Here is a 20,412-nt window from a genome sequence, read left to right on the forward strand (position 1 = left end):
CATTTTGTTTTATCAATAATCACATGCATTCAAGCAATATTTTGCTGTTTTTTTCTTTGAATATAAGTTTTTTTACATTCAATGTTCATGATCCAATATACGAATAAAAGCCTATGAATTTTTTTTGTCAATCGCGCGCTTTTAAGCTTCTAAAAGGTAAGGAATGATGGAATGGATCACTGATCCCCATGCGTGGTTTGGTTTGATCACGCTGGTTTTTCTCGAAATTGTTTTAGGAATAGATAACCTTATCTTTATTGCAATTTTAGCTGAAAAATTGCCACTGCGTTTGCGTGACCGCGCACGCTTTCTAGGTCTTACTTTAGCATTAATTATGCGGCTTTTCCTTCTTACAGTTATTGGATGGGTTATGAGACTCGATAGGGTAATTCTTTCACTTTCATCTTTTGTATTTAGTTGGCATAGCTTTATTTTAATCGGTGGTGGAGCCTTTTTGCTAGCAAAGGGAACGCTAGAATTGCATGAAAGGTTAGAAGGAGTATCACATGAAAGAAAAACAGGCGTTGCTTATGCTGTTTTTTGGCAAGTAATCGTTCAAATCGTGGTGCTGGATGCCGTTTTTTCACTAGACAGTATTATTACCGCAACAGGTATGATTGCAAAAGAGCAGGCAGCAGTTATGTATATCGCAGTCATAGCTGCTATGGGAGTAATGATGTGCGGATCTGGTACTCTTATGCGTTTTATTAATCGTCATCCCACTATTGTAATCCTCTGTCTGGGTTTTTTGATGATGATTGGTTTTACTCTCATTGTTGAAGGATTTGGTTTTCATATCCCAAAAGGGTATTTGTATGCTGCTATTGGTTTTTCTGTTCTCATCGAAGCTTTTAATCAAATTGGACGTCGTAACCGTGAAAAAATGATTAAAACGAATGATCTACGCAGTAGAACAGCTGATGCTGTTTTGAGGCTCTTAGGAGGAGGAAGCAAAGATAGTCACCTTGCTGAGACTGTAGATGTTATTGCTGAACAGGCCGCAGCCTCTGAGTTGTTTAGACCAGAAGAAAAGGAGATGATTCGTGGTGTTCTCGATTTAGCTGATCGCCCTGTTCGCTCTATCATGTCGCCCCGTAATGAGATTGAGTGGTTAGATTTAAATGCTGATGAAAATGAAATGCGTGAAGAATTACAAAAGGTTAAACATAGCCGCTTAATTCTTGCGCGTGAAAAAGTGGATGAATTTGTTGGCGTTGCGTTGACAAAAGATCTTCTTTTGAATTTGGCTGAAGGAAAAAAGATTAATTGGAAAAAAGCTATGCGAGAACCCCTCGTTGTTCATGAAAACACAAGTGTTTTACGATTGATGGAGCAATTACGCCATTCTTCGATTCAGCTTGCAATTATTGTTGATGAGCATGGATCTTTTGAAGGAATTGCAACACCAACCGATATTCTTGAAGCTATTGCAGGAGACTTTCCTGATGACGATGAAGAACTCATGATCGCAGAACAACTTGAAAATGGCAGTCTTCTTGTTGAGGGATATGCTGATATCCGCCGTTTAAGTGGTTATCTTGGGCGTAACCTTGTGGATGAAGCAGATCGTTATACGACTCTGGCAGGCTTTATGCTTTGGCAGTTTGGTCATTTACCAAATGAGGGAGAAAGTTTTGAAACTGATGGTTTACACTTTAAAGTGATTGAAATGGAACGTCGAAACATATCTAAAATCCTTATTTCTCCACTTATATTACCAGAAAAAAGCTAATTTTTTTTATAAGCAAGATGAATAAAAAGATTTTTTATGATTAAAAATTGAAAAGAACAAGAAGTTAATAACTTAATTGCATTTCATTATTTTTATATTTTTTAAGCATAAATAATGAACATGCAAAAGTTATGTTATCAACGAACTTTCCATTACAAAAAGTTTTCATTGATGATTTACGAAAAGCTGTAAAAGAGAACATGATGCAAAATTATTTGTCAATGATCATTAATCTCAAAAAATAATGAATATATACAACATATTGATTTATAATAATTATTTATTGCAATATTACCTTCATACCAAGAAACCCTCTTTTAAACATCAGATTTCCGCCAATGGATAGAACTCCACCATTGTTGGGTTTACTTAACTGATGATGGCAGCATTAAACTACACTCTGGCTCCTATAATCTTTTGAGATCTTCTTGATATTTCTTAAGGAGCTATTTCTTATCTTTTGTTTCAATAAATTTAGCTGTTTTTTCCTTCCAAGAATGAGACTCCACCTCTCTGGAAAACCCTTATTAAAAACTTTGTTTTTCTTCCAGATGGCTCATATTTTTTGCTACTTTTGCAATTAAAGCGTAGCTGAACTGCTTAGATTTCACCACTTCTTTGGCTAAAGCCAATGCACGTTCAAGATGAAGCTGTTGGGTATTTTCATCAAAACCTAAATGATCCCTTGCACTGAAACTGTGACAATAAGATTGTAAGGTTGCAACATCACCCAATAAAGCCAGTGCACCAATATGAAGTAAGCTATAATCTGCATCATCTACTTTGATAACCTTTATGTGCCTCAAATTCACTATTTTGCCAAGGTGGTGCTCCATATCTGGAATAAAAGCATTTATGAAGATCAATTTTTTCCATCGCTCATTTCAAGACATAATCAAGCTTTAATTCCAACAAATCCGCATATATTTCTTCTTCACAAACTCTTACCGCTTTTTTATCAAAATCAAGTCGTAGATCTTGTAAGTGCTAAGAATTGATAGGGATTAATTACCATGCAGGCAGCAGCTAAAATACCAGTACGAATCGAAACTCCAACATCAAATTGCGGATAACCTTTGATAATTGCATCATTATATAGAATTTGTACTTCACGATCTGGTAGTTGATAACGTGCTGAATAATTGTCTACCTCTTTAATTTTCTCAACAAACCAATCAAGATTTTTGAAGAGTGCTGTTGCACTCTCCATAGTTAAAAAATTCTTTGCTCTACCTGAAAATAGTTTGTATCCATATCAAAAGTCACAAGCGAAGCAGATTTTTGCAAACAAAATCGATAACGCCGTGTAAGAGAAGCATCTTATCAATAAGATCTTTGGTGATTTCTTTTGCAACGTCTAAACGAGATGGAATCTTATCACAAAAAATACAACAAAATAAATAGGTTGTGTACAATTATTTTATATGAATCTCATTTAAAATCGAAATTTTTATACATGATTCAATTGACTATTTTTATAAACAATTGCCATGTATAAATAAACCATAAAAAATCATGATGCAAATGTTATAACGCATGTAAACATTCAAATGAAGTGACAAGCAACTATCATTCATAACAATTCATAAATTTTATAATACGTTTTTATCACGCACAAATTGCATTGTTAAAAACGTAATTGTTTGAAATTATCGATAACATAAATTACATGCGTTTAAAGAATGGTATGGGGTTTACCCTTTTTTTGAGCTAAACCTTAAAAGAAATAATCATTTGAAACTATCATACGATAGGTTTTAGTTCATTAAGGACACATAAAATGATTTAAAGACAAGTCGATTTTAAAGCACCGCTTACTAAAAGTTAGTAAATGATAGGCAGGCATTATATAAATACTATCATCATAACAGGTAATAAAATTGATAATGTTATGTCTTATGAAATCAAAAGCCTTTTAATGATATAACGCAAGCAAAAAACGTTTTAAAAGTTACAGTTTAAAAATACGAAACCAAAGGAGGTCCCCTCAAATTTGAGGGCACCTCCTTTGTAAGATAAGCAGGTAAATGTTAAAAGAATTGTAATCATATTACAAAGGCATGGGGTTTTACTCAATTTTGAGTCAAAAGCGACAAAGTTTAAAGAAAGCTCTATTCTAAAGTTAACGAGCTCGATTTTGAGCTTAATATTTTGAAACGTTTTAAAAGAAGCATTTTGATAATGTGCTTTTTTCAAATGACCACCTCAAAAATGAGGGTGTTATTCTTAATACGTTTTATAGCCATAAAAAAGTGTTTATAGGTTCTGTAATTCAAATGAGTGATTAAAGATCATACCTGTTTATTTACGTTCCTTTTGATAAGTTTTAATCAATAGAATAGAGCGATTGAAATATGATACGTTTTGTATACATGCATTATTGATTTCTTTTGTATGATCTGTAGCACCTCTATTTAAAAGCCGCGTCATATCAATTGGCACGGCTTTCTTTTATGCATTCTCTCTTTTATGATGGATTTATAGCCATAAAAAAGGCGCCCACACACACCTATCATTTATTCTGTTTATCAATCTTGAAAACGTTATCGCTTTCATAAAGCTTACAATTTATGGAAACCGAATATAAATCGCTATGTCTTTTTATTCTTGTATTGCCATATATATTACCTCTAATCACGAAATAACCAGAGATCTTGGCATTGCCATAAATATTAACAATAGCATAATGATAAACTCAAACGTTTGAGCATTGTCATAAACATGAGCACCAAAATACATGCAGGTTTTATCACATATAAGGGCATTGCCATACATATAGCCACCAATGGGAGCATTGCCATAGCCCCTTGCATTTTCATAAACACGACCAGATTTTACAACACAGGCATTATGAGCAACTCAGCAATTACCATCATGAGAAAGGTTGCTTTCATTTTCAATAGAACCACCTAGATCGCCTTTTTTATATCACAAAAATCTTTTAAAGTACGAATGCTATACAATATATGATCAGTCACGAAATCCGTTTGATTGGTTAATTCATATTTTGGGATGATTTTTTCTTATTAACAGGGTTGGTGTCATTTGCAATGGAAGAAATAACGGGGGTGTTTTTTGATATAGTTGTCATAATTAAATCTATATGTTTTTAAAAGTTTTTAACAGACATTAAGCCGATTCCAAACCAAATGTTTGTCGCATCAAGCGCCCTGTTCAAACTAATAATAACATATTCATTACCTAATAGAATACCAACTCCTACACCTGCATAAAGCGAAGCAATAATCCACCCATTATGGCTATGCTGCATGACCATAATAGAATCCAAAACCATCATTGCTGCACTCGCAACACCAGCAGCAAAACGGATCAAAAGGACTAACTGTTAACGCCATGGAAATAATAAGTGCAATCATTACTATAGCCGCACAAAATAGCATACGAGGAGCAAGAGATATATTCCCAATTCTGCCAAACGTAAAGACTATACTCTCAACTAAATAACCACAATAATTAGCGCTAGCTATATAAGAAAGTTGATTAAAGGTAAACAATCCCTCATCCAACATAACTGGCAATATTGGTGTATAGAGAAATCGCCCGATACTCATTCTCAAAACCACAATAACCATACCGAATACAGCGTTTTTAAACAATTCAAATTTTGACGATTATTTTTTCCCCATTATTATTCCTTTAACTGGTGATATTCCTCATCCACGTTCCATCTCACCATAACAGCCTTTAGCTCCAAAAATAGAATAAAAGCAAATTTAGCGATCTATTTTAATGCTCCGAACAATATATTTAGCGATTTAGTGTCAACATCGCCAGATCAATTATACAATAACATATTGAATTATATGTATTTTTATGTTATAAATATTTATAATGAAATTGAAAGCATATTTAGATAATCTTGCTTTTTTATCTCGATATACAAAATAACTAACCGAAAAATTATATAAGCAAATGATTTTACTTCTCTTAAAATCATTTCCTTATTCGCTACAAAACTTAATAAACAACTCAAATGACCATTTTCATAAAAGAAGAAAGTGGCTTCTTTTTAGGTAATATTGTTATTTAGGATGATATAAAGTTGAAGAATTTGGTGCACCCGACAGAATTCGAATCTGTGACCTCTGCCTTCGGAGGGCAGCGCTCTATCCAGCTGAGCTACGGGTGCTTCAAACTGATCATTACAATCAGTTATGGTCTTTTAACTAATCATACTCTTAGCTTCAATGCTAAATTATCATTCTAATAAAAAATTACTTGTTTGTAACTTATCTAATGACACGCTCTTCTTACTTTTCAATAATACTTTACCTTGAAATAACTTCTCTTTATTCAATGCTCTTTTTATTATAAAAAGAGCTTTTATTACAACTTCAAAACTCTCAAAAATAAGTTACAACATAAATTATAAGTATCAGGATAATTTTTAAATGACTACATTACCAAGTCGCTTTCATTTTATTTCCGCAGAAACTGAGGACGCTATCAAAGCTACCCATAAATTAATTTCCGTTTATGGTCATTCTTCTCTGGAAGAAACTGATATTGTTGTTGCAATCGGTGGTGATGGGACAATGTTACAAACCGTACGAGACGTCATGAACACAGGCAAGCCTATTTATGGCATGAATCAAGGTTCTGTAGGATTTCTTATGAATGAATTTCATGAAAAAAAATTACCCAATCGTATTGCTATCGCACATAAAAAAGAAATCCATCCCCTGCGCATGATTGCAAAATCTGAATGTCAAGATTCTATCGAAGCGCTTGCAATTAATGAAGTATCCCTCTTTCGGCAATCTTATCAAGCCGCAAAAATTCGCATCACCATTGATAACAATGTACGCATGGAACAATTAAGTTGTGATGGTGTCCTCGTCGCTACACCAGCTGGATCGACTGCCTATAATTTATCAGCACAAGGACCTATCTTACCTCTTATGGCCCCCCTTATGGCCCTCACTCCCGTTAGCCCTTTTCGCCCTCGGCGTTGGCATGGAGCTTTGCTGCCCAATACAGTAACAGTGCGTTTTGATATGCTTGAACCTGACAAACGCCCTGTCAACGCTGCAGCAGATAATATTGAAGTTAAATCTGTCCATTCAGTTACTATTTCAATGGCAACAGAAGTAACAGCTTCAATCCTTTTTGACTCAAATCATTCATGGGATGAGCGCATTTTATCAGAACAATTTCGCTATTAATGATTGTATTATGCGTTTTATGTGTATATGATTGTTATAGTTAGTTTTTTTGTGAAAACATCTTAACACTTTTTAAGAGTCTAGAATATTGGTTATAATCATCATTTAGATAGCGCAGTTAAAATCACAGAGCAATTGATAAAAAAATGATACCATCTTTAAACAGTTTTGATGATTTAGGTCTTTCCGCAAAAGTTATTAATGCGGTGAAATCAGCGGGATATACAACTCCAACGCCTATTCAAAGTGAAACAATTCCGCATGTCCTTCAAAGAAAAGACGTGTTAGGAATCGCCCAAACGGGAACAGGTAAAACCGCCTCTTTCGTATTGCCTATGCTCACTCTCCTTGAAAAAGGTCGTGCAAGAGCACGAATGCCCCGTACGCTCATCTTAGAACCAACACGGGAAATTGCAGCTCAAGTTGAAGAAAATTTCGATAAATACGGAATAAATCATCGTTTAAATGTCGCTCTTTTGATTGGTGGAGTTTCTTTTGAACTCCAAGATCGCAAACTTGAACGGGGAGCTGATGTTCTTATAGCGACTCCAGGGCGCCTTCTTGATCATTGCGAGCGCGGTAAACTGCTCCTAATGGGCGTTGAAATCCTTGTGATTGATGAAGCTGATCGCATGTTGGATATGGGCTTTATTCCTGATATTGAACGTATCTGTAAGCTAACCCCTTTTACGCGTCAAACTTTATTCTTTTCTGCAACAATGGCGCCAGAAATTACAAAACTAACGAAACAATTTTTACATTCCCCCGTATCTGTTGAAGTTACAAAAGCTTCCTCAACAGCTACCACAATTACACAACGGCTTGTCAAATCTAGAAATAAATCATGGGATAAAAGAGCAGTTTTACGAGAGCTGATCCAAAATGAAGGTGCAGAACTTCAAAATGCAATCATTTTCTGTAATCGAAAGAGAGATATCTCTGAACTTTTTAGATCGCTCATCAAACATAACTTTAATGTAGGAGCACTTCATGGAGATATGGACCAATATTCGCGCATGAACACCCTAGCTGATTTTAAAAATAATAAACTTACACTTCTTGTTGCTTCTGATGTTGCTGCCCGTGGACTCGATATTCCAGCTGTAAGTCATGTATTTAACTATGATGTTCCTACACATGCTGAAGACTATATCCATCGAATTGGTCGTACAGGGCGTGCAAATCGTAGCGGAAAAGCTTTCACAATTGTCACAAAAGCTGATCAAAAATATATCAATGCCATTGAGGAAATGAGTAATGAAAAAATTGAATGGCTCAACGGGGATCTCTCGACTTTAATAGCCGATGATCAAACAGAAGATATTGTTGTAAAGAAAAAATCTTCAAAATCATCAAAAAAAACTGCTCCCAAAAAACCTGTTGCTCACACTAAAAAATCTGTAGAAGAGAATAAAACAGAATATATCAAAAATGCAAATAATAAAGAGAAGCCATCTGAACAACAACGCCCACGAAAAAATAAGAATTACACGCCCCTTGGATTTGGTGATGATATTCCTGCTTTCATGCTTATAAAAACGTGTAAATAAACCCGTTCTTTACTCTCTTTAAGAGTGAAATGAGCGAAATGCTTTTTGAAAAGCCGCTCTCATTTCTTAGAGAGTCTTTCTTCTACCTTTTCACGCCCTAAAAGCTGCAAAATTTTCCCCATTTCAGGTCCATGATCCATGCCTGTAAGTGCCTGACGTAATGGCATAAATAAAGCTTTTCCTTTTCGACCTGTTTTTTCCTTTAATGCTGTCGTCCAAATTTTCCAACTTTCCTCATTCAAAGCACCTTCAGGTAAGAAATCGAGTGATTGACGCACGAAAGCACGATCCTCAAGCGCTACTGTATCAAAGCTCTGTTTATCATGAATAATTTTCCACCACAAAACAGCATCATTTACTTTATCAATATTGCTTCTTATTGCGTTCCAAAAACACCCCGCCTTTTCTCCATCAATAGAAAGACTTTTAAGTCGTATTTGAACTTCTTCATAAGATAACTCATGGACTAGATAACTATTCAAAGCAAGAAGATCAGCAATATCAAATTTTGCAACAGATCTTGACGTATCTTGGAGATCAAAATGCTCTAAAAGCGCTGCTTGATTTGGATAGGGATGCACATTTTGCGATGTCCCAATCAAAACGGCAAGGCATTGAACAGCTATAGATTCAAATCCTTCTTCTCGTAGAGAGCGAATAGAAAGATCATTATTACGTTTTGAAAATCCTTTTCCTAAAACTGTCGCCAATAAATTGATATGACCAAAAACCGGTAATTCTGCATTAAGAGCTTTAAAAAGAGCAAGTTGAGCACCTGTATTTGTAATATGATCATCCCCACGAATAATATGCGTAATAGCCATATCTACATCATCAACAACAGACGGCAATGTATAAAGATAGCTTCCATCTTCACGAATAAGAACAGGATCTGAAAGAGAAGCCAAATCAATCGTCTGCTTTCCCTTTACTGCATCATTCCAGCAAACTTCTGTTCGCTTTGTTTGTAGAGGATCATTTTTAAAATTAGGAAGAAGAAAACGCCAATGGGGTTTACGACCTTGTGATTCAAAGTTTTTTTTCTCTTCTGCTGTCAATTTTAATGCTGCACGGTTATAAATAGGAGGCAATTTGCGTGAAAGCTGGATTTTACGACGCCGCTCTAATTCCTCTGCAGTTTCATAACAGGGATAAAGAAACCCGCGTTGTTTAAGAATTTCCGCAACTTCATCATATCGATTAAACCGCTTAGATTGGTAATAAATTGCATCTGGTTGAATACCAAGCCATTCAAGGTCAACAGCAATAGCATCGATATATTCTTGTTTAGAACGTTCAACATCTGTATCATCATAGCGTAAAATAAATTCTCCCTTATACGCTTGCGCATAAAGCCAATTGAAAAGCGCAATACGGATATTGCCAATATGAATATAACCTGTCGGAGAGGGAGCAAAACGAACTTTAACCATAAAATAATACTCAATTTTTATCGCGAAAATGATTGACTATGGGATAGCGACGATCGCGTCCGAAATTCTTGTAACTAATTTTTACACCGGGTGCAGATTGTCGTCTTTTATATTCGGCACCATAAAGAAGCTGTTCAACTTTCTCAACAGTTTCCCGTGAATACCCACGTTTAATAATATCACAAATACTCATGTCATTTTCTACAAGAGACTGCAAGATATCATCTAGAATAGGATAAGGTAGAAGAGAATCTTCATCTTTTTGATTTTCCCGCAGCTCTGCAGAAGGTGCTTTTTCTATAATATTGGATGGAATGACAATTCCTTTTGGTCCTCTCAAATTGTGCAAGTGATTTTTATTACGCCACTCAGCTAATGCATAAATCTGCATTTTATAAATATCTTTAAGAGGATTAAACCCGCCATTCATATCACCATACAGTGTCGCATATCCCACAGCCATTTCTGATTTATTGCCTGTCGTTACCACCATTGAACCGAATTTATTTGAAAGAGCCATTAAAAGTGTACCGCGTATACGACTTTGAAGATTTTCTTCTGTTATATCAGAGGGTAACCCTAAAAAAATAGGTGCCATTGTCTTTAAAAAAACTTTAACAGCTTGCTCAATCGATATGATTTCATAACGACATCCTAGAAGTTGTGCACATTTTTTAGCATCTTTTAATGATTCTTGCGAAGTATAATGATAGGGCATCATAATGGTGCGAACCCTCTCAGCACCAAGAGCATCCACCGCCATTGCCGTACACAGGGCTGAATCAATTCCTCCTGAAAGACCAAGAATAACATCCTTAAAGCGATTTTTATTGACGTAATCTCTCAAACCTAAAACACAAGCTTGATAATCGGCCGCTAATCCATTGAGAAGACTTTCATTAGGACCTGAAATACAGTGCCATCCCATCGTTGTTTTTTGCCAATGGCTTAAAGCAATATGGCTATCAAAGTGTTTCATTTGAAATATCCTTTTCCCTTGTCCATTCAAGGCAAAAGACCCACCATCAAAAACGAGTTCATCTTGACCACCAACTTGATTAGCATAAATAATTGGTATCCCAGATCGTAAAGCTTGCGTATGAACAACGTCTATACGTTTTAAAGTTTTATTCCGATAGTAGGGAGATCCGTTAAGGACAAGAATAATTTCCGCTCCTTTATCTTTAAGCTCTGTACTAAGAGAGAAATCATTCCAAAGATCCTCACAAATGACTATTCCTAATTTGATCTCATGATAAACAATAGGCTCAGGACGTGGACCTGAAGAAAATAAACGCTTTTCATCAAATTCAGCATAATTAGGTAAATCAAACTTCAAACTTTCAGCAATGACTCTCCCTTCATCAAGAAGCATGACACCGTTATAAATATTGCCATTGCGTCTTAATGGAAGACCAATGACAATTCCTGGTCCGCCTACGGTTATCTTTGCTAATTTCTCAACAGTCTCTTCACATGTTTTTGTAAAAGCAGGTTTTAGAACAAGATCTTCCGGCGGATAAGCGCTTATAAAAAGTTCTGTGAATAAAACAAGATCAGCGCCCTCTTCTTTTGCCTTTTGATGTGCCATGACAGCTAAAGAAAAATTTCCCTCAATATCACCGACAATAGGATTTAATTGGGCAATTGATATCCGAAAATCATTTTTCATAAGCCTTTGTATCATTTCATCCGTTTAACAACCACAACTTTATTCTTCATCATCGGAAATATCACTTTTTTAAAAATTCTCTTCTACCATGATGACCTAAAAATATATTAGGCAAATGTTTGCCTACCCACCAGCAGCAACTGCTAACGAGTCAGTCACACGATTTTTTTTAAGGAGTTCAGCAACAAGAAAAGCCAATTCTAACGCTTGATCTGCATTTAACCGTGGATCACATTGCGTATGATAACGATCAGATAAATCGTCTACAGAAATGGCATGCGCCCCTCCTGTACATTCAGTAACATCACGACCTGTCATCTCAATATGAATGCCTCCCGGATAAGTTCCCTCTCCACGATGCACTGCAAAAAAATTCTCTACTTCTTTTAAAACATAATCAAAGGGACGCGTCTTATAACCATTGGCAGTAATTGTATTGCCATGCATTGGATCACATGACCATATAACCGCACGCTTCTCGCGTTCAACGGCACGGATGAGTTTAGGCAGATAACTTTCAACTTTATCATAACCAAAGCGCGTAATGAGAGTAAGTCGCCCCAGCTCGTTTTCAGGATTTAAAATATCAATTAATTTTAAAAGCTCATCAGATGCAATGGAAGGACCACATTTTAATCCTATAGGATTTTTAATGCCGCGACAATATTCAACGTGAGCATGATCAATCTGACGTGTACGATCACCAATCCATAACATATGACCGGATGTTGCATACCAATTTCCTGAAGTTGAATCAATCCGAGTCAAAGCCTCTTCATAACCAAGCAAAAGTGCTTCATGACTGGTATAAAAAGATGTTTCACGCAATGAAGAATGTGTTTTGGATGTAATCCCTATAGAACGCATAAAATCAATTGCTTCAGAAATACGCTCTGCCAATAATTCATAACGTTCCCCCTGCGGACTGTTAGAAACAAAACTCAACATCCATGTGTGTACATTTTCTAAATTAGCATAGCCACCTTGTGAAAAAGCACGCAATAGATTAAGTGTTGCGGCAGATTGGCGATAAGCCATAGACATCCGTTGCGGATCTGGAATACGAGAATCAGCTTCAAACTCAATGCCATTAATAATATCTCCCCGATAAGCAGGAAATTCAACTCCCTCTTTGCTTTCGATATCAGAAGAGCGGGGCTTAGCAAATTGACCAGCAATACGACCAATTTTAACAACCGGTTTAGAACTACCAAAGGTTAAAACAATCGCCATTTGCAAAAATACACGAAAAAAATCACGGATATTATCAGCTTCATGTTCTGCAAAACTTTCGGCACAATCACCACCTTGCAATAAAAAAGCCTGTCCCTGTGCAACGGCTGCTAATTCATTTTTTAAATCACGTGCTTCACCGGCAAAAACTAAAGGAGGATAGCTTCTCAGTTTTCGTTCAACATCTTCTAACATAGACTTATCCGGATAAGTCGGAACTTGTTTAATTGGCCTTGTTCTCCAAGAGTCAGGCGCCCATTCTTTTATCATTACACTCTCTCTAAAGATTAATCTTACAGATTGGTATATCAAAAATTTTTTACCACAACATATGCTGTTTAACTTTCTATTTTCTTCCCATTTTCATATATATAACTTGGTTTATACATCGTTACCAATTCTTCTGCCATCGTTGGATGCACTGCCATCGTTTCATCAAAGATATCCTTCGTCAGCTTACCCTTGAGAGATATCCCTATAAGCTGTGCCATCTCACCAGCGTTTTCTCCTAAAATATGAGCGCCCACAACAATACGGCTTTCAGCATCAACAATGAGTTTCATAAGCATTTTTTCTGAACTACCAGAAAGAACATTACGCATCGGACGAAAAACTGTACGATAAATTTCAAGACGCTTATAACGGCGTACCGCATCTTCTTCTGAAAGACCAACTGTTCCAATCTCTGGTTGAGAAAAAACTGCCGTCGTAATTAAATCATAATCAGGTGTCGTGGGAATATTTTCAAACGCAGTCTTAACGAAACACATTGCATCATGAATCGCAACAGGTGTTAATTGAATATGACCTGTTACATCACCAACAGCCCAAATATGGGGTATGTTTGTTGTCATTCTTTCATCAACAACAACTGCACCAAATTCATCCACTTGAACACCTGCCCGCTCAAGGCTTAAACCCGTTGTATTTGGTACACGCCCCGTAGCCAACATAATCTGATCGGCACTGATCATTTTCCCATTTGATAAAACAACTTTATAACAATTTTCTGCAACCTGCACTTTAGAAATTGTTACGCCATAGAGAATAGAAATCCCTTTTTCAATCATTGCATCGCTGAGCAATTGCCGCAAATCATGATCAAAATCACGAAGAATTAAATCACCTCGATGGAGTAGTGTTGTTTTTACACCCAACTCATGAAAAATATTAGCAAATTCAACACCAATATACCCTCCACCAACAATAACTATTGATTTTGGGAGTTGATCAAGGTCAAAAATCTCATTAGAAGTAAGGCAAAATCCACCGCCTTCTATGGAAGTATTTGGTGCAAATTTTGCCCCTGTCGCAATCAAAATTTTTTCTGCACTTACCCGCTCACCGGTAGCAGAAAGCTCTAATGTGTGATCATCTATAAAAGTAGCACGACTTTCATAAATATGCACATTGTTATTTTCTAATCCCTTACGATACAACCCTTCTAACCTTGATATTTCTTTATTTTTAGCTGCAACCAACTGTTCCCAGCTAAAAATTGGATCCGCATATTTCCACCCAAAACCAGCACTTTTCTTAAATTCTTTTACATATTGTGATGCATAAACATAAAGTTTTTTGGGAACGCAACCACGAATAACACAAGTGCCCCCTATACGATATTCCTCTGCTATAGCGACTCGCTTGCCAAGACCCCCAGCAAGCCGTGCTGCACGCACTCCACCAGAACCACTTCCAATAACAAATAAATCAAAGTCAAAAGAGCCCACAAATTATTCCTTCTTATATATCTGCAAGAATAGGCTAAGATCATTTATTATCAAATGAAAGTCTTTTTTTCTTTTGAAGAAGCATTTTTTTATAAAGCCGTATTCCAGAAAGACCTACTCTCATTAAAATATTAAAAACGGCGGGAAAACCGCCGCTATTTAAAAAATCAGAAATTGCCCATTGGTTGTCATGATATCAATCAAGCTATTTTTTATTTTCTGAAGATTCTGATTTTATAGGCATATTTGTAGGCATAGTAGAATTATTCAAATTAAGTGTTTCAGACATCTCTTTTTTCACATTTTCTACAAGATCCTGCGTAAAAGTAGTACGCCACATATCAAATGCTGAATAAGAATCACGTGCGATATTGGGGACTTCTGTCAAAAACTTTTTACCTGTATCAGAATTATAAAATGTTGTTATTGCATCAAGCTCTTTTTGAGTAAAATATTTTGCATATACATGAGCAATCTCTTTTTCTAGATCAGAGCGCCTTTTAATTAAAGCAAGCGCCTGCTTATCAACAATATCAGAAATAGCCGCTGCCAAATTCGGATCATCCCTCATCAGTGCAGTTTTAAGATCATCTACCGCATTTGGTAAAAAACTATCGAACTGATCCGTTGCATGAATAGCTCTGATTGCCTTCCGCGCTGAATCTAAATGTTGATCACTCACACCTTGTGCATAAACCATTCCAACATTCACAAAAAAAATAGCAATTACACCAAAATATACGACAACACGCTGAAAAGAAAATATTATTCTCATTTAATGATTACCCCGATAATTAATTATAATTCAAATGCGTTATTTATCAAAATTTCAATATTCTTTGATTTATTGTATTGTGCTAACATATCGTTATAAAACTCTCTTCTCTAAAAATCAAAAGATTCTAAAACTTTTATTTGACCATCAGCCATAGCGACAATTGCACGTGAAGCCAACCCCAAAAAAAGTCCATGCTCAACAACACCAGGAATGGCAAGAAGTGCATCCGATAATGGTTTTGGTTGCAAAATGCAGCCCCAAAACGCATCAAGAATAAAATGGCCTCCATCTGTTTCAAAAGGATTTTTTCCATTCATTCGCAATGCAATTTTTCCAGAAAGCCCTAAATCATCAGCGACTTTTTCGATGGCTCTACATGTTGTATGGATACCAAATGAATTAACTTCAATTGGTAGTGCAAAAGCACCAAGTCTTTTTACCACCTTTGTTTCATCAGCAATGACAAGCATTGCACGAGATGCCGATGCTACAATTTTTTCATACAACAATGCTCCCCCTCCCCCTTTAATGAGTATCATCTCAGGACCAATTTCATCTGCTCCGTCAATATCAAGATCCAGTTCAGGTATTTGTTCTAAAGTGCTAACAGGCACTCCAAACTTACGACAGAGTTGTTCAGAATATCGTGAAGTAGCAACACCAGTCACACGCAAACCATCTGCAACACGCTCACCAAGAAGACGAATAAATTCATTGACTGTCGAACCAGATCCAATACCAAGCCGCATATCATCTTCAATAAATTCAAGCGCTTTAATAGCTGCCATTTTTTTTAACTGCTGAACATTCATGAATGACTTTGCCTTTTATCCGTATAAGCAGCATTTACCACCCCTATTACCACCTATAATAATGATAATAAAAGATAACCTCTTGACACAATCTATTTAAATTTACCATCATCTTTTGCTTGGAAAGATGTTACTCATTATAGAAATATATGATAAGAATAAAATAGAATAATCAACAATTATCTTTTTTGTTTCTTTAAGAAAATTTGTTAGCATCTTTCTTATTCAATAAGAATTTTTGATTTATCTTGTGCTATCAATAGGATGCACAAAGATGCACATATCAATTTTTTTTGAAAAATTTAAAATGATCAGATATAAAAAATTATCTATTTCTAGAAAACTGTAGATTATTATCTCGTTTCAATGACGTTGATAAACTTACCAATTGAAATACCGAAAAATATTATCAGAAAAGTCTTCTATTATTTTTTTTCATTATCCAGATATAAAGCAAAATATGATAGATTATATTTTTTATGAGTGCTGTCTGTGCATATTCCATGGTCTATGAAACCCTGGCGAAGACCAAATAATATCTCCACCTTTGGTCATCATAACGCTTCCGCGTGATAACAATTGTTGAGACGTAAATATTATTTTTGCCTTCTTGTGACATGTTGGATTACGCATTATAAATGTCTGAATGAGAATATCCGCCTCTACACATTGATCTGTTTCTCTCCGTAAAACAATCACTTTTAATCCATTCTCTAATAATGACGTACATACATGATAATCACAAATAAATTGTCCATACAACGAAGGACCATATTTTGTTGGTTTAATCGTTTCATTCGCACGAAATGACTTTTTCCATATGGATGTCGTGAACTTAGAAATATGGTAACGATCAATGTATAATTTTTTATCATGGATAACGCCCACGAGACGCATATTATCTGCTATAATCAGTTGTACAGGTGAATGCATTACACAAATAGAAATACCAGCCAAAATAAACAAACTAAAAAAGAGCCGGATGAGTGTTTTGCAAAAAGTCAGTCCAACCAAGCCTATACTCAATAAAACCAACGCAGATAACGGCATAAAACCAGGATTTAAATCAGGAGAAATAGTCTTGATAGCGTGCGCAATCTTTATCACAAGATCAACACCAAACCCCATAATTTGAAGGGGAAGCCATTCAAATCCTCCTAACATTGCGAGGACTGCAATTAATCCAAAAGGAATGACGAAAATTGAGATGACAGGCAAAGCAAAAGCATTACTGATAATGCTCAAAGATGCCGTATTAGAAAAATGATAAGCAGCATAAATTCCACTTGCACTCCCTGCAATAAGAGAAGACGCACATGTTGAAAGCATCGATAAGAAAGCAAAATTTATCACTCCTCCTCCAACATAAGAGGGAGTTGTTTTTCTTTTACGAAAAAATGACCTTCCACTCCACCAATCAAAAAAAGCGATCAAAGCAGCCGTCGCAGAAAAGGACATTTGAAAGCTAGGACCTAATATTTCATGGGGTGTCATCGCCAAAGTTATCAACCCTGCAATAGAAAAATTACGCATTGTTATAGCAGAGCGATTACACAATATAGCAACCAACATAACAGCAATCATCACAAAACTTCTTTGCGCTGATATTGCTAAGCCCGACAATAACAAATAAAAAGCTGTTATCATAAACGCAACGATAGCAGCAAATTTTTTACTGGAATAATAGGAAGAAAAAACTGGAAAAAATGCTAAAAAACTACGGATACTCAAAAGAACTATGCCGCTTAACAACGCCATATGTAAACCTGATATTGATAAAATATGGGCTAATCCAGCCGTACGTAATGCTTCATTTGTCTCATTTGAAATCCCAGCACGCTGCCCTGTTATGAGTGCAGCAGCAACATTCCCCTTTTCTCCTTCAAGGGCTATACGAATTCTTTGTGTCATCTTCGTGCGTAAATTTTCAATTTTCTGTAGAATGATAGCGAATATTCCATCAAGCTGCGAAACGGATATTTTTCTTGGTTTTCCTAAATAAACGCCTTGTGCCCCAATTCTTTTAAAATAATTATGAAAACTAAAATCGTAGCCTCCTGGACGCACCGGCCCAGAAAATGCACGAATCTTAACTTTCCCATATAGGCCATCACCAATCGCTAAGCCAGATGGCAAATATCTTGCCGATAAACGAATACGATGAAGACGATTGCATAATATGGGCTTTTCTGTCCTCAAAATATCCAAAACTAAACGAAATCCCCCTCTGGTGCCTGACTCAATAGAAACAATTCTTCCCGTCAATGTGGTGACAATGTCACTGCTTAACATAGGTGTTGCAATACGCCACGTTTCTATTTTTGCCGCCAAAGCACCCAATATAATACAAAACAAAAATCCCATAGGAATCCATATTTTTCGATAAAAACGTGCAACATAGAATATTCCTAGAAAAATACTGACCAACGCCCCCAATTGTCTCCAACTTGGCTCCCACTCTAAATGAAAATAAAAAATGATTCCTAGGGCAAAAAAGACTAAAATCAGCGAAAAAAGGATACCAAAAGAAACTTCTTTATTGATACAATCTTCTAACCATTTACGAAAAAGAATGATTGCTTCTTTTAAGAGTGTCAATAAAAAAAGTTTTTGTTGGTCATAACTGTCGTTCTTTGCATCATCATATCTAGAAAAAACACTCTTCCCTATTTGACATGGCTTTTTTCTTTCTGTAACAGATTTTTCGGATGAACCCTCTTTAACTTTACTTTGATAAAACATTCGTCCCCCCATTTTAACTCGCAATACGGCTATTGCACACCCCATCACCTATGCTAACATGACTTTTCTATAAAGTTCCATAAGTAATATCTTAGTTTAAAGGAAAATATTCGTGTCTGTTATTACTCGTTTTGCCCCTTCACCCACTGGCTTCCTTCATATTGGTGGCGCTCGTACTGCTCTTTTTAATTGGCTTTATGCAAAACATACCGGTGGAAAAATGCTTTTACGAATTGAAGATACAGACCGAGAGCGCTCAACAGAAACGGCTGTAAAAGCTATTATAGATGGCTTGCACTGGATGGGGCTTAGTTATGATGGCGCCCCTATTTCGCAATTTGAACGTGCTGAACGTCACCGCCAAATCGCCGAACAGTTGGTCAAAAACGGCAAAGCATATTATTGTTATGCTTCACCTGAGGAGTTAGCTGAAATGCGTAAAAAAGCCCGTGCAGAAGGGCGCCCACCACGTTATGATGGACGTTGGCGGGACCGTGATCGTTCTGAAGCTCCTAAAGGTGTTAAGCCTGTTATTCGCATCAAAGCCCCTGAAGATGGAGAAACGATTGTACATGATTGTGTCCAAGGTGATGTTCGTTTTCCTAATAAAGATCTCGATGACTTTATTATTTTGCGTTCTGATGGTTCGCCTACCTATATGCATGCTGTTGTCGTTGATGATCATGATATGGGCATAACACATATTATACGTGGTGATGATCATCTTACTAATGCAGCCCGACAAATGATCATCTTTAAAGCAATGGGATGGGACATTCCTGTTATGGCACATATTCCTCTTATCCATGGTGAAAACGGTGCAAAATTATCAAAACGACATGGTGCACTCGGTGTTGACGCCTACCGAACAATGGGATATCTTCCTGCTGCTTTGCGCAATTACCTTGTCCGTTTAGGTTGGAGTCATGGTGATGACGAACTGATGTCACTTAAAGATATGATTTCTTGGTTTGACATTGAGGATATTAACAAAGGTGCTGCTCGTTTTGATCTCAAAAAGCTCGATTCCATCAACGGACACTATATGCGCATGAGTAATGATCAAGAACTTTTTGATGCCGCTCTTAATATTCTACCAGAAACTGATAAGGGAGCACAACTTATTGAAAGACTTGATGAAAAACGCCGTGTTCAATTTTTAAAAGCAATCCCACATTTGAAAGAACGTTCAAAAACACTGTGCGAACTGATTGACAATGCCTCTTTCATTTTTACGCAACGACCTTTAAAACTTAATGAAAAAGCACAAATGCTCTTAGATAAAAATGGACGAACCATTTTAAACGATCTTTATCTTGCCCTGAAAGCTTGCCCCTCTTGGGATACAAAAAACCTAGATGAAACACTTCGCTCTTGTATACAAACACAGAATCTCAAATTTGGATCTATCGCCCAACCACTTCGCGCAGCTCTTACAGGATGTGTAACATCACCAGGTGTTTTGGATGTTCTTATTTTATTAGGACGCGATGAATCCCTTCATCGCATCAAAGACCAACTTATCACAACAATATGCTTATGAT

At 36.3% G+C, this 20,412-nt stretch carries 13 protein-coding genes, 1 tRNA gene and 1 pseudogene; 4 read left to right on the forward strand and 11 right to left on the reverse strand.

Going from position 1 to position 20,412, the window contains the following annotated elements; genetic code table 11:
- Positions 1–163: 163 nt before the first annotated feature.
- Positions 164–1,732: a TerC family protein gene (locus ACFIJS_RS03740; RefSeq protein ID WP_375650084.1), complete on the forward strand. Its 1,569-nt coding sequence runs from the start codon at positions 164–166 to the stop codon at positions 1,730–1,732.
- Positions 1,733–2,259: 527 nt separating this feature from the next.
- Here the strand turns inward: ACFIJS_RS03740 and ACFIJS_RS03745 are convergent.
- The 4 genes and pseudogenes from ACFIJS_RS03745 to ACFIJS_RS03760 all read right to left on the reverse strand — a co-directional run bounded on the left by ACFIJS_RS03745 (position 2,260) and on the right by ACFIJS_RS03760 (position 5,882).
- The gene (locus ACFIJS_RS03745) at positions 2,260–2,598 is read right to left on the reverse strand and encodes a DUF6990 domain-containing protein (RefSeq protein ID WP_375650086.1); all 339 of its coding nucleotides are present in this window, start codon (positions 2,596–2,598) and stop codon (positions 2,260–2,262) included.
- 98 nt (positions 2,599–2,696) lie between these two features.
- Positions 2,697–2,942 (reverse strand): hypothetical protein, encoded by a 246-nt coding sequence (locus ACFIJS_RS03750; protein WP_375650089.1) that lies wholly within the window; start codon positions 2,940–2,942, stop codon positions 2,697–2,699.
- A 1,899-nt stretch (positions 2,943–4,841) separates the two neighbouring features.
- A pseudogene (locus tag ACFIJS_RS03755) lies at positions 4,842–5,325 on the reverse strand (YbfB/YjiJ family MFS transporter).
- A gap of 480 nt (positions 5,326–5,805) precedes the next feature.
- A tRNA-Arg gene (locus tag ACFIJS_RS03760) sits at positions 5,806–5,882 on the reverse strand.
- Between the two features lie 262 nt (positions 5,883–6,144).
- Between ACFIJS_RS03760 and ACFIJS_RS03765 the strand changes: the two genes are divergently transcribed.
- Together ACFIJS_RS03765 and ACFIJS_RS03770 are read left to right on the forward strand one after the other, a co-directional pair.
- Positions 6,145–6,918 (forward strand): NAD kinase, encoded by a 774-nt coding sequence (locus tag ACFIJS_RS03765; RefSeq protein WP_375650091.1) that lies wholly within the window; start codon positions 6,145–6,147, stop codon positions 6,916–6,918.
- A gap of 146 nt (positions 6,919–7,064) precedes the next feature.
- Positions 7,065–8,468 carry a DEAD/DEAH box helicase gene (locus ACFIJS_RS03770; protein ID WP_375650094.1) on the forward strand — a complete coding sequence of 468 codons (1,404 nt, stop codon included), beginning with the start codon at positions 7,065–7,067 and terminating at the stop codon, positions 8,466–8,468.
- A 59-nt stretch (positions 8,469–8,527) separates the two neighbouring features.
- Here ACFIJS_RS03770 and gltX (ACFIJS_RS03775) read toward each other — a convergent pair whose 3' ends face one another.
- The 7 genes from gltX (ACFIJS_RS03775) to ACFIJS_RS03805 all read right to left on the reverse strand — a co-directional run bounded on the left by gltX (ACFIJS_RS03775) (position 8,528) and on the right by ACFIJS_RS03805 (position 18,868).
- A complete protein-coding gene (gene gltX / locus ACFIJS_RS03775; protein ID WP_375650097.1) occupies positions 8,528–9,901 on the reverse strand; it encodes a glutamate--tRNA ligase in 1,374 nt (457 codons plus the stop codon).
- 10 nt (positions 9,902–9,911) lie between these two features.
- Complete coding sequence (locus ACFIJS_RS03780; RefSeq protein ID WP_375650099.1) at positions 9,912–11,573, reverse strand: NAD+ synthase; 1,662 nt, start codon at positions 11,571–11,573, stop codon at positions 9,912–9,914.
- Positions 11,574–11,696: 123 nt separating this feature from the next.
- Positions 11,697–13,076: a class II 3-deoxy-7-phosphoheptulonate synthase gene (locus ACFIJS_RS03785; protein WP_375622691.1), complete on the reverse strand. Its 1,380-nt coding sequence runs from the start codon at positions 13,074–13,076 to the stop codon at positions 11,697–11,699.
- Between the two features lie 68 nt (positions 13,077–13,144).
- A complete protein-coding gene (gene gor / locus ACFIJS_RS03790; RefSeq protein WP_375650102.1) occupies positions 13,145–14,536 on the reverse strand; it encodes a glutathione-disulfide reductase in 1,392 nt (463 codons plus the stop codon).
- A 205-nt stretch (positions 14,537–14,741) separates the two neighbouring features.
- Entirely contained in the window at positions 14,742–15,311 is a 570-nt protein-coding gene (locus ACFIJS_RS03795) for a DUF2059 domain-containing protein (protein ID WP_375650104.1), read from the reverse strand.
- A gap of 110 nt (positions 15,312–15,421) precedes the next feature.
- Complete coding sequence (gene rpiA / locus ACFIJS_RS03800; RefSeq protein WP_375650107.1) at positions 15,422–16,126, reverse strand: ribose-5-phosphate isomerase RpiA; 705 nt, start codon at positions 16,124–16,126, stop codon at positions 15,422–15,424.
- Positions 16,127–16,603: 477 nt separating this feature from the next.
- Positions 16,604–18,868: a ComEC/Rec2 family competence protein gene (locus ACFIJS_RS03805; protein ID WP_375650109.1), complete on the reverse strand. Its 2,265-nt coding sequence runs from the start codon at positions 18,866–18,868 to the stop codon at positions 16,604–16,606.
- A gap of 112 nt (positions 18,869–18,980) precedes the next feature.
- Between ACFIJS_RS03805 and gltX (ACFIJS_RS03810) the strand changes: the two genes are divergently transcribed.
- Complete coding sequence (gene gltX, locus ACFIJS_RS03810; protein ID WP_375650111.1) at positions 18,981–20,411, forward strand: glutamate--tRNA ligase; 1,431 nt, start codon at positions 18,981–18,983, stop codon at positions 20,409–20,411.
- Position 20,412: the final 1 nt, after the last annotated feature.

Origin of the sequence: Bartonella sp. OT172YNZD, from assembly GCF_042193725.1 — a bacterium.
Classification (GTDB): Bacteria; Pseudomonadota; Alphaproteobacteria; order Rhizobiales; family Rhizobiaceae; genus Bartonella; species Bartonella grahamii_A.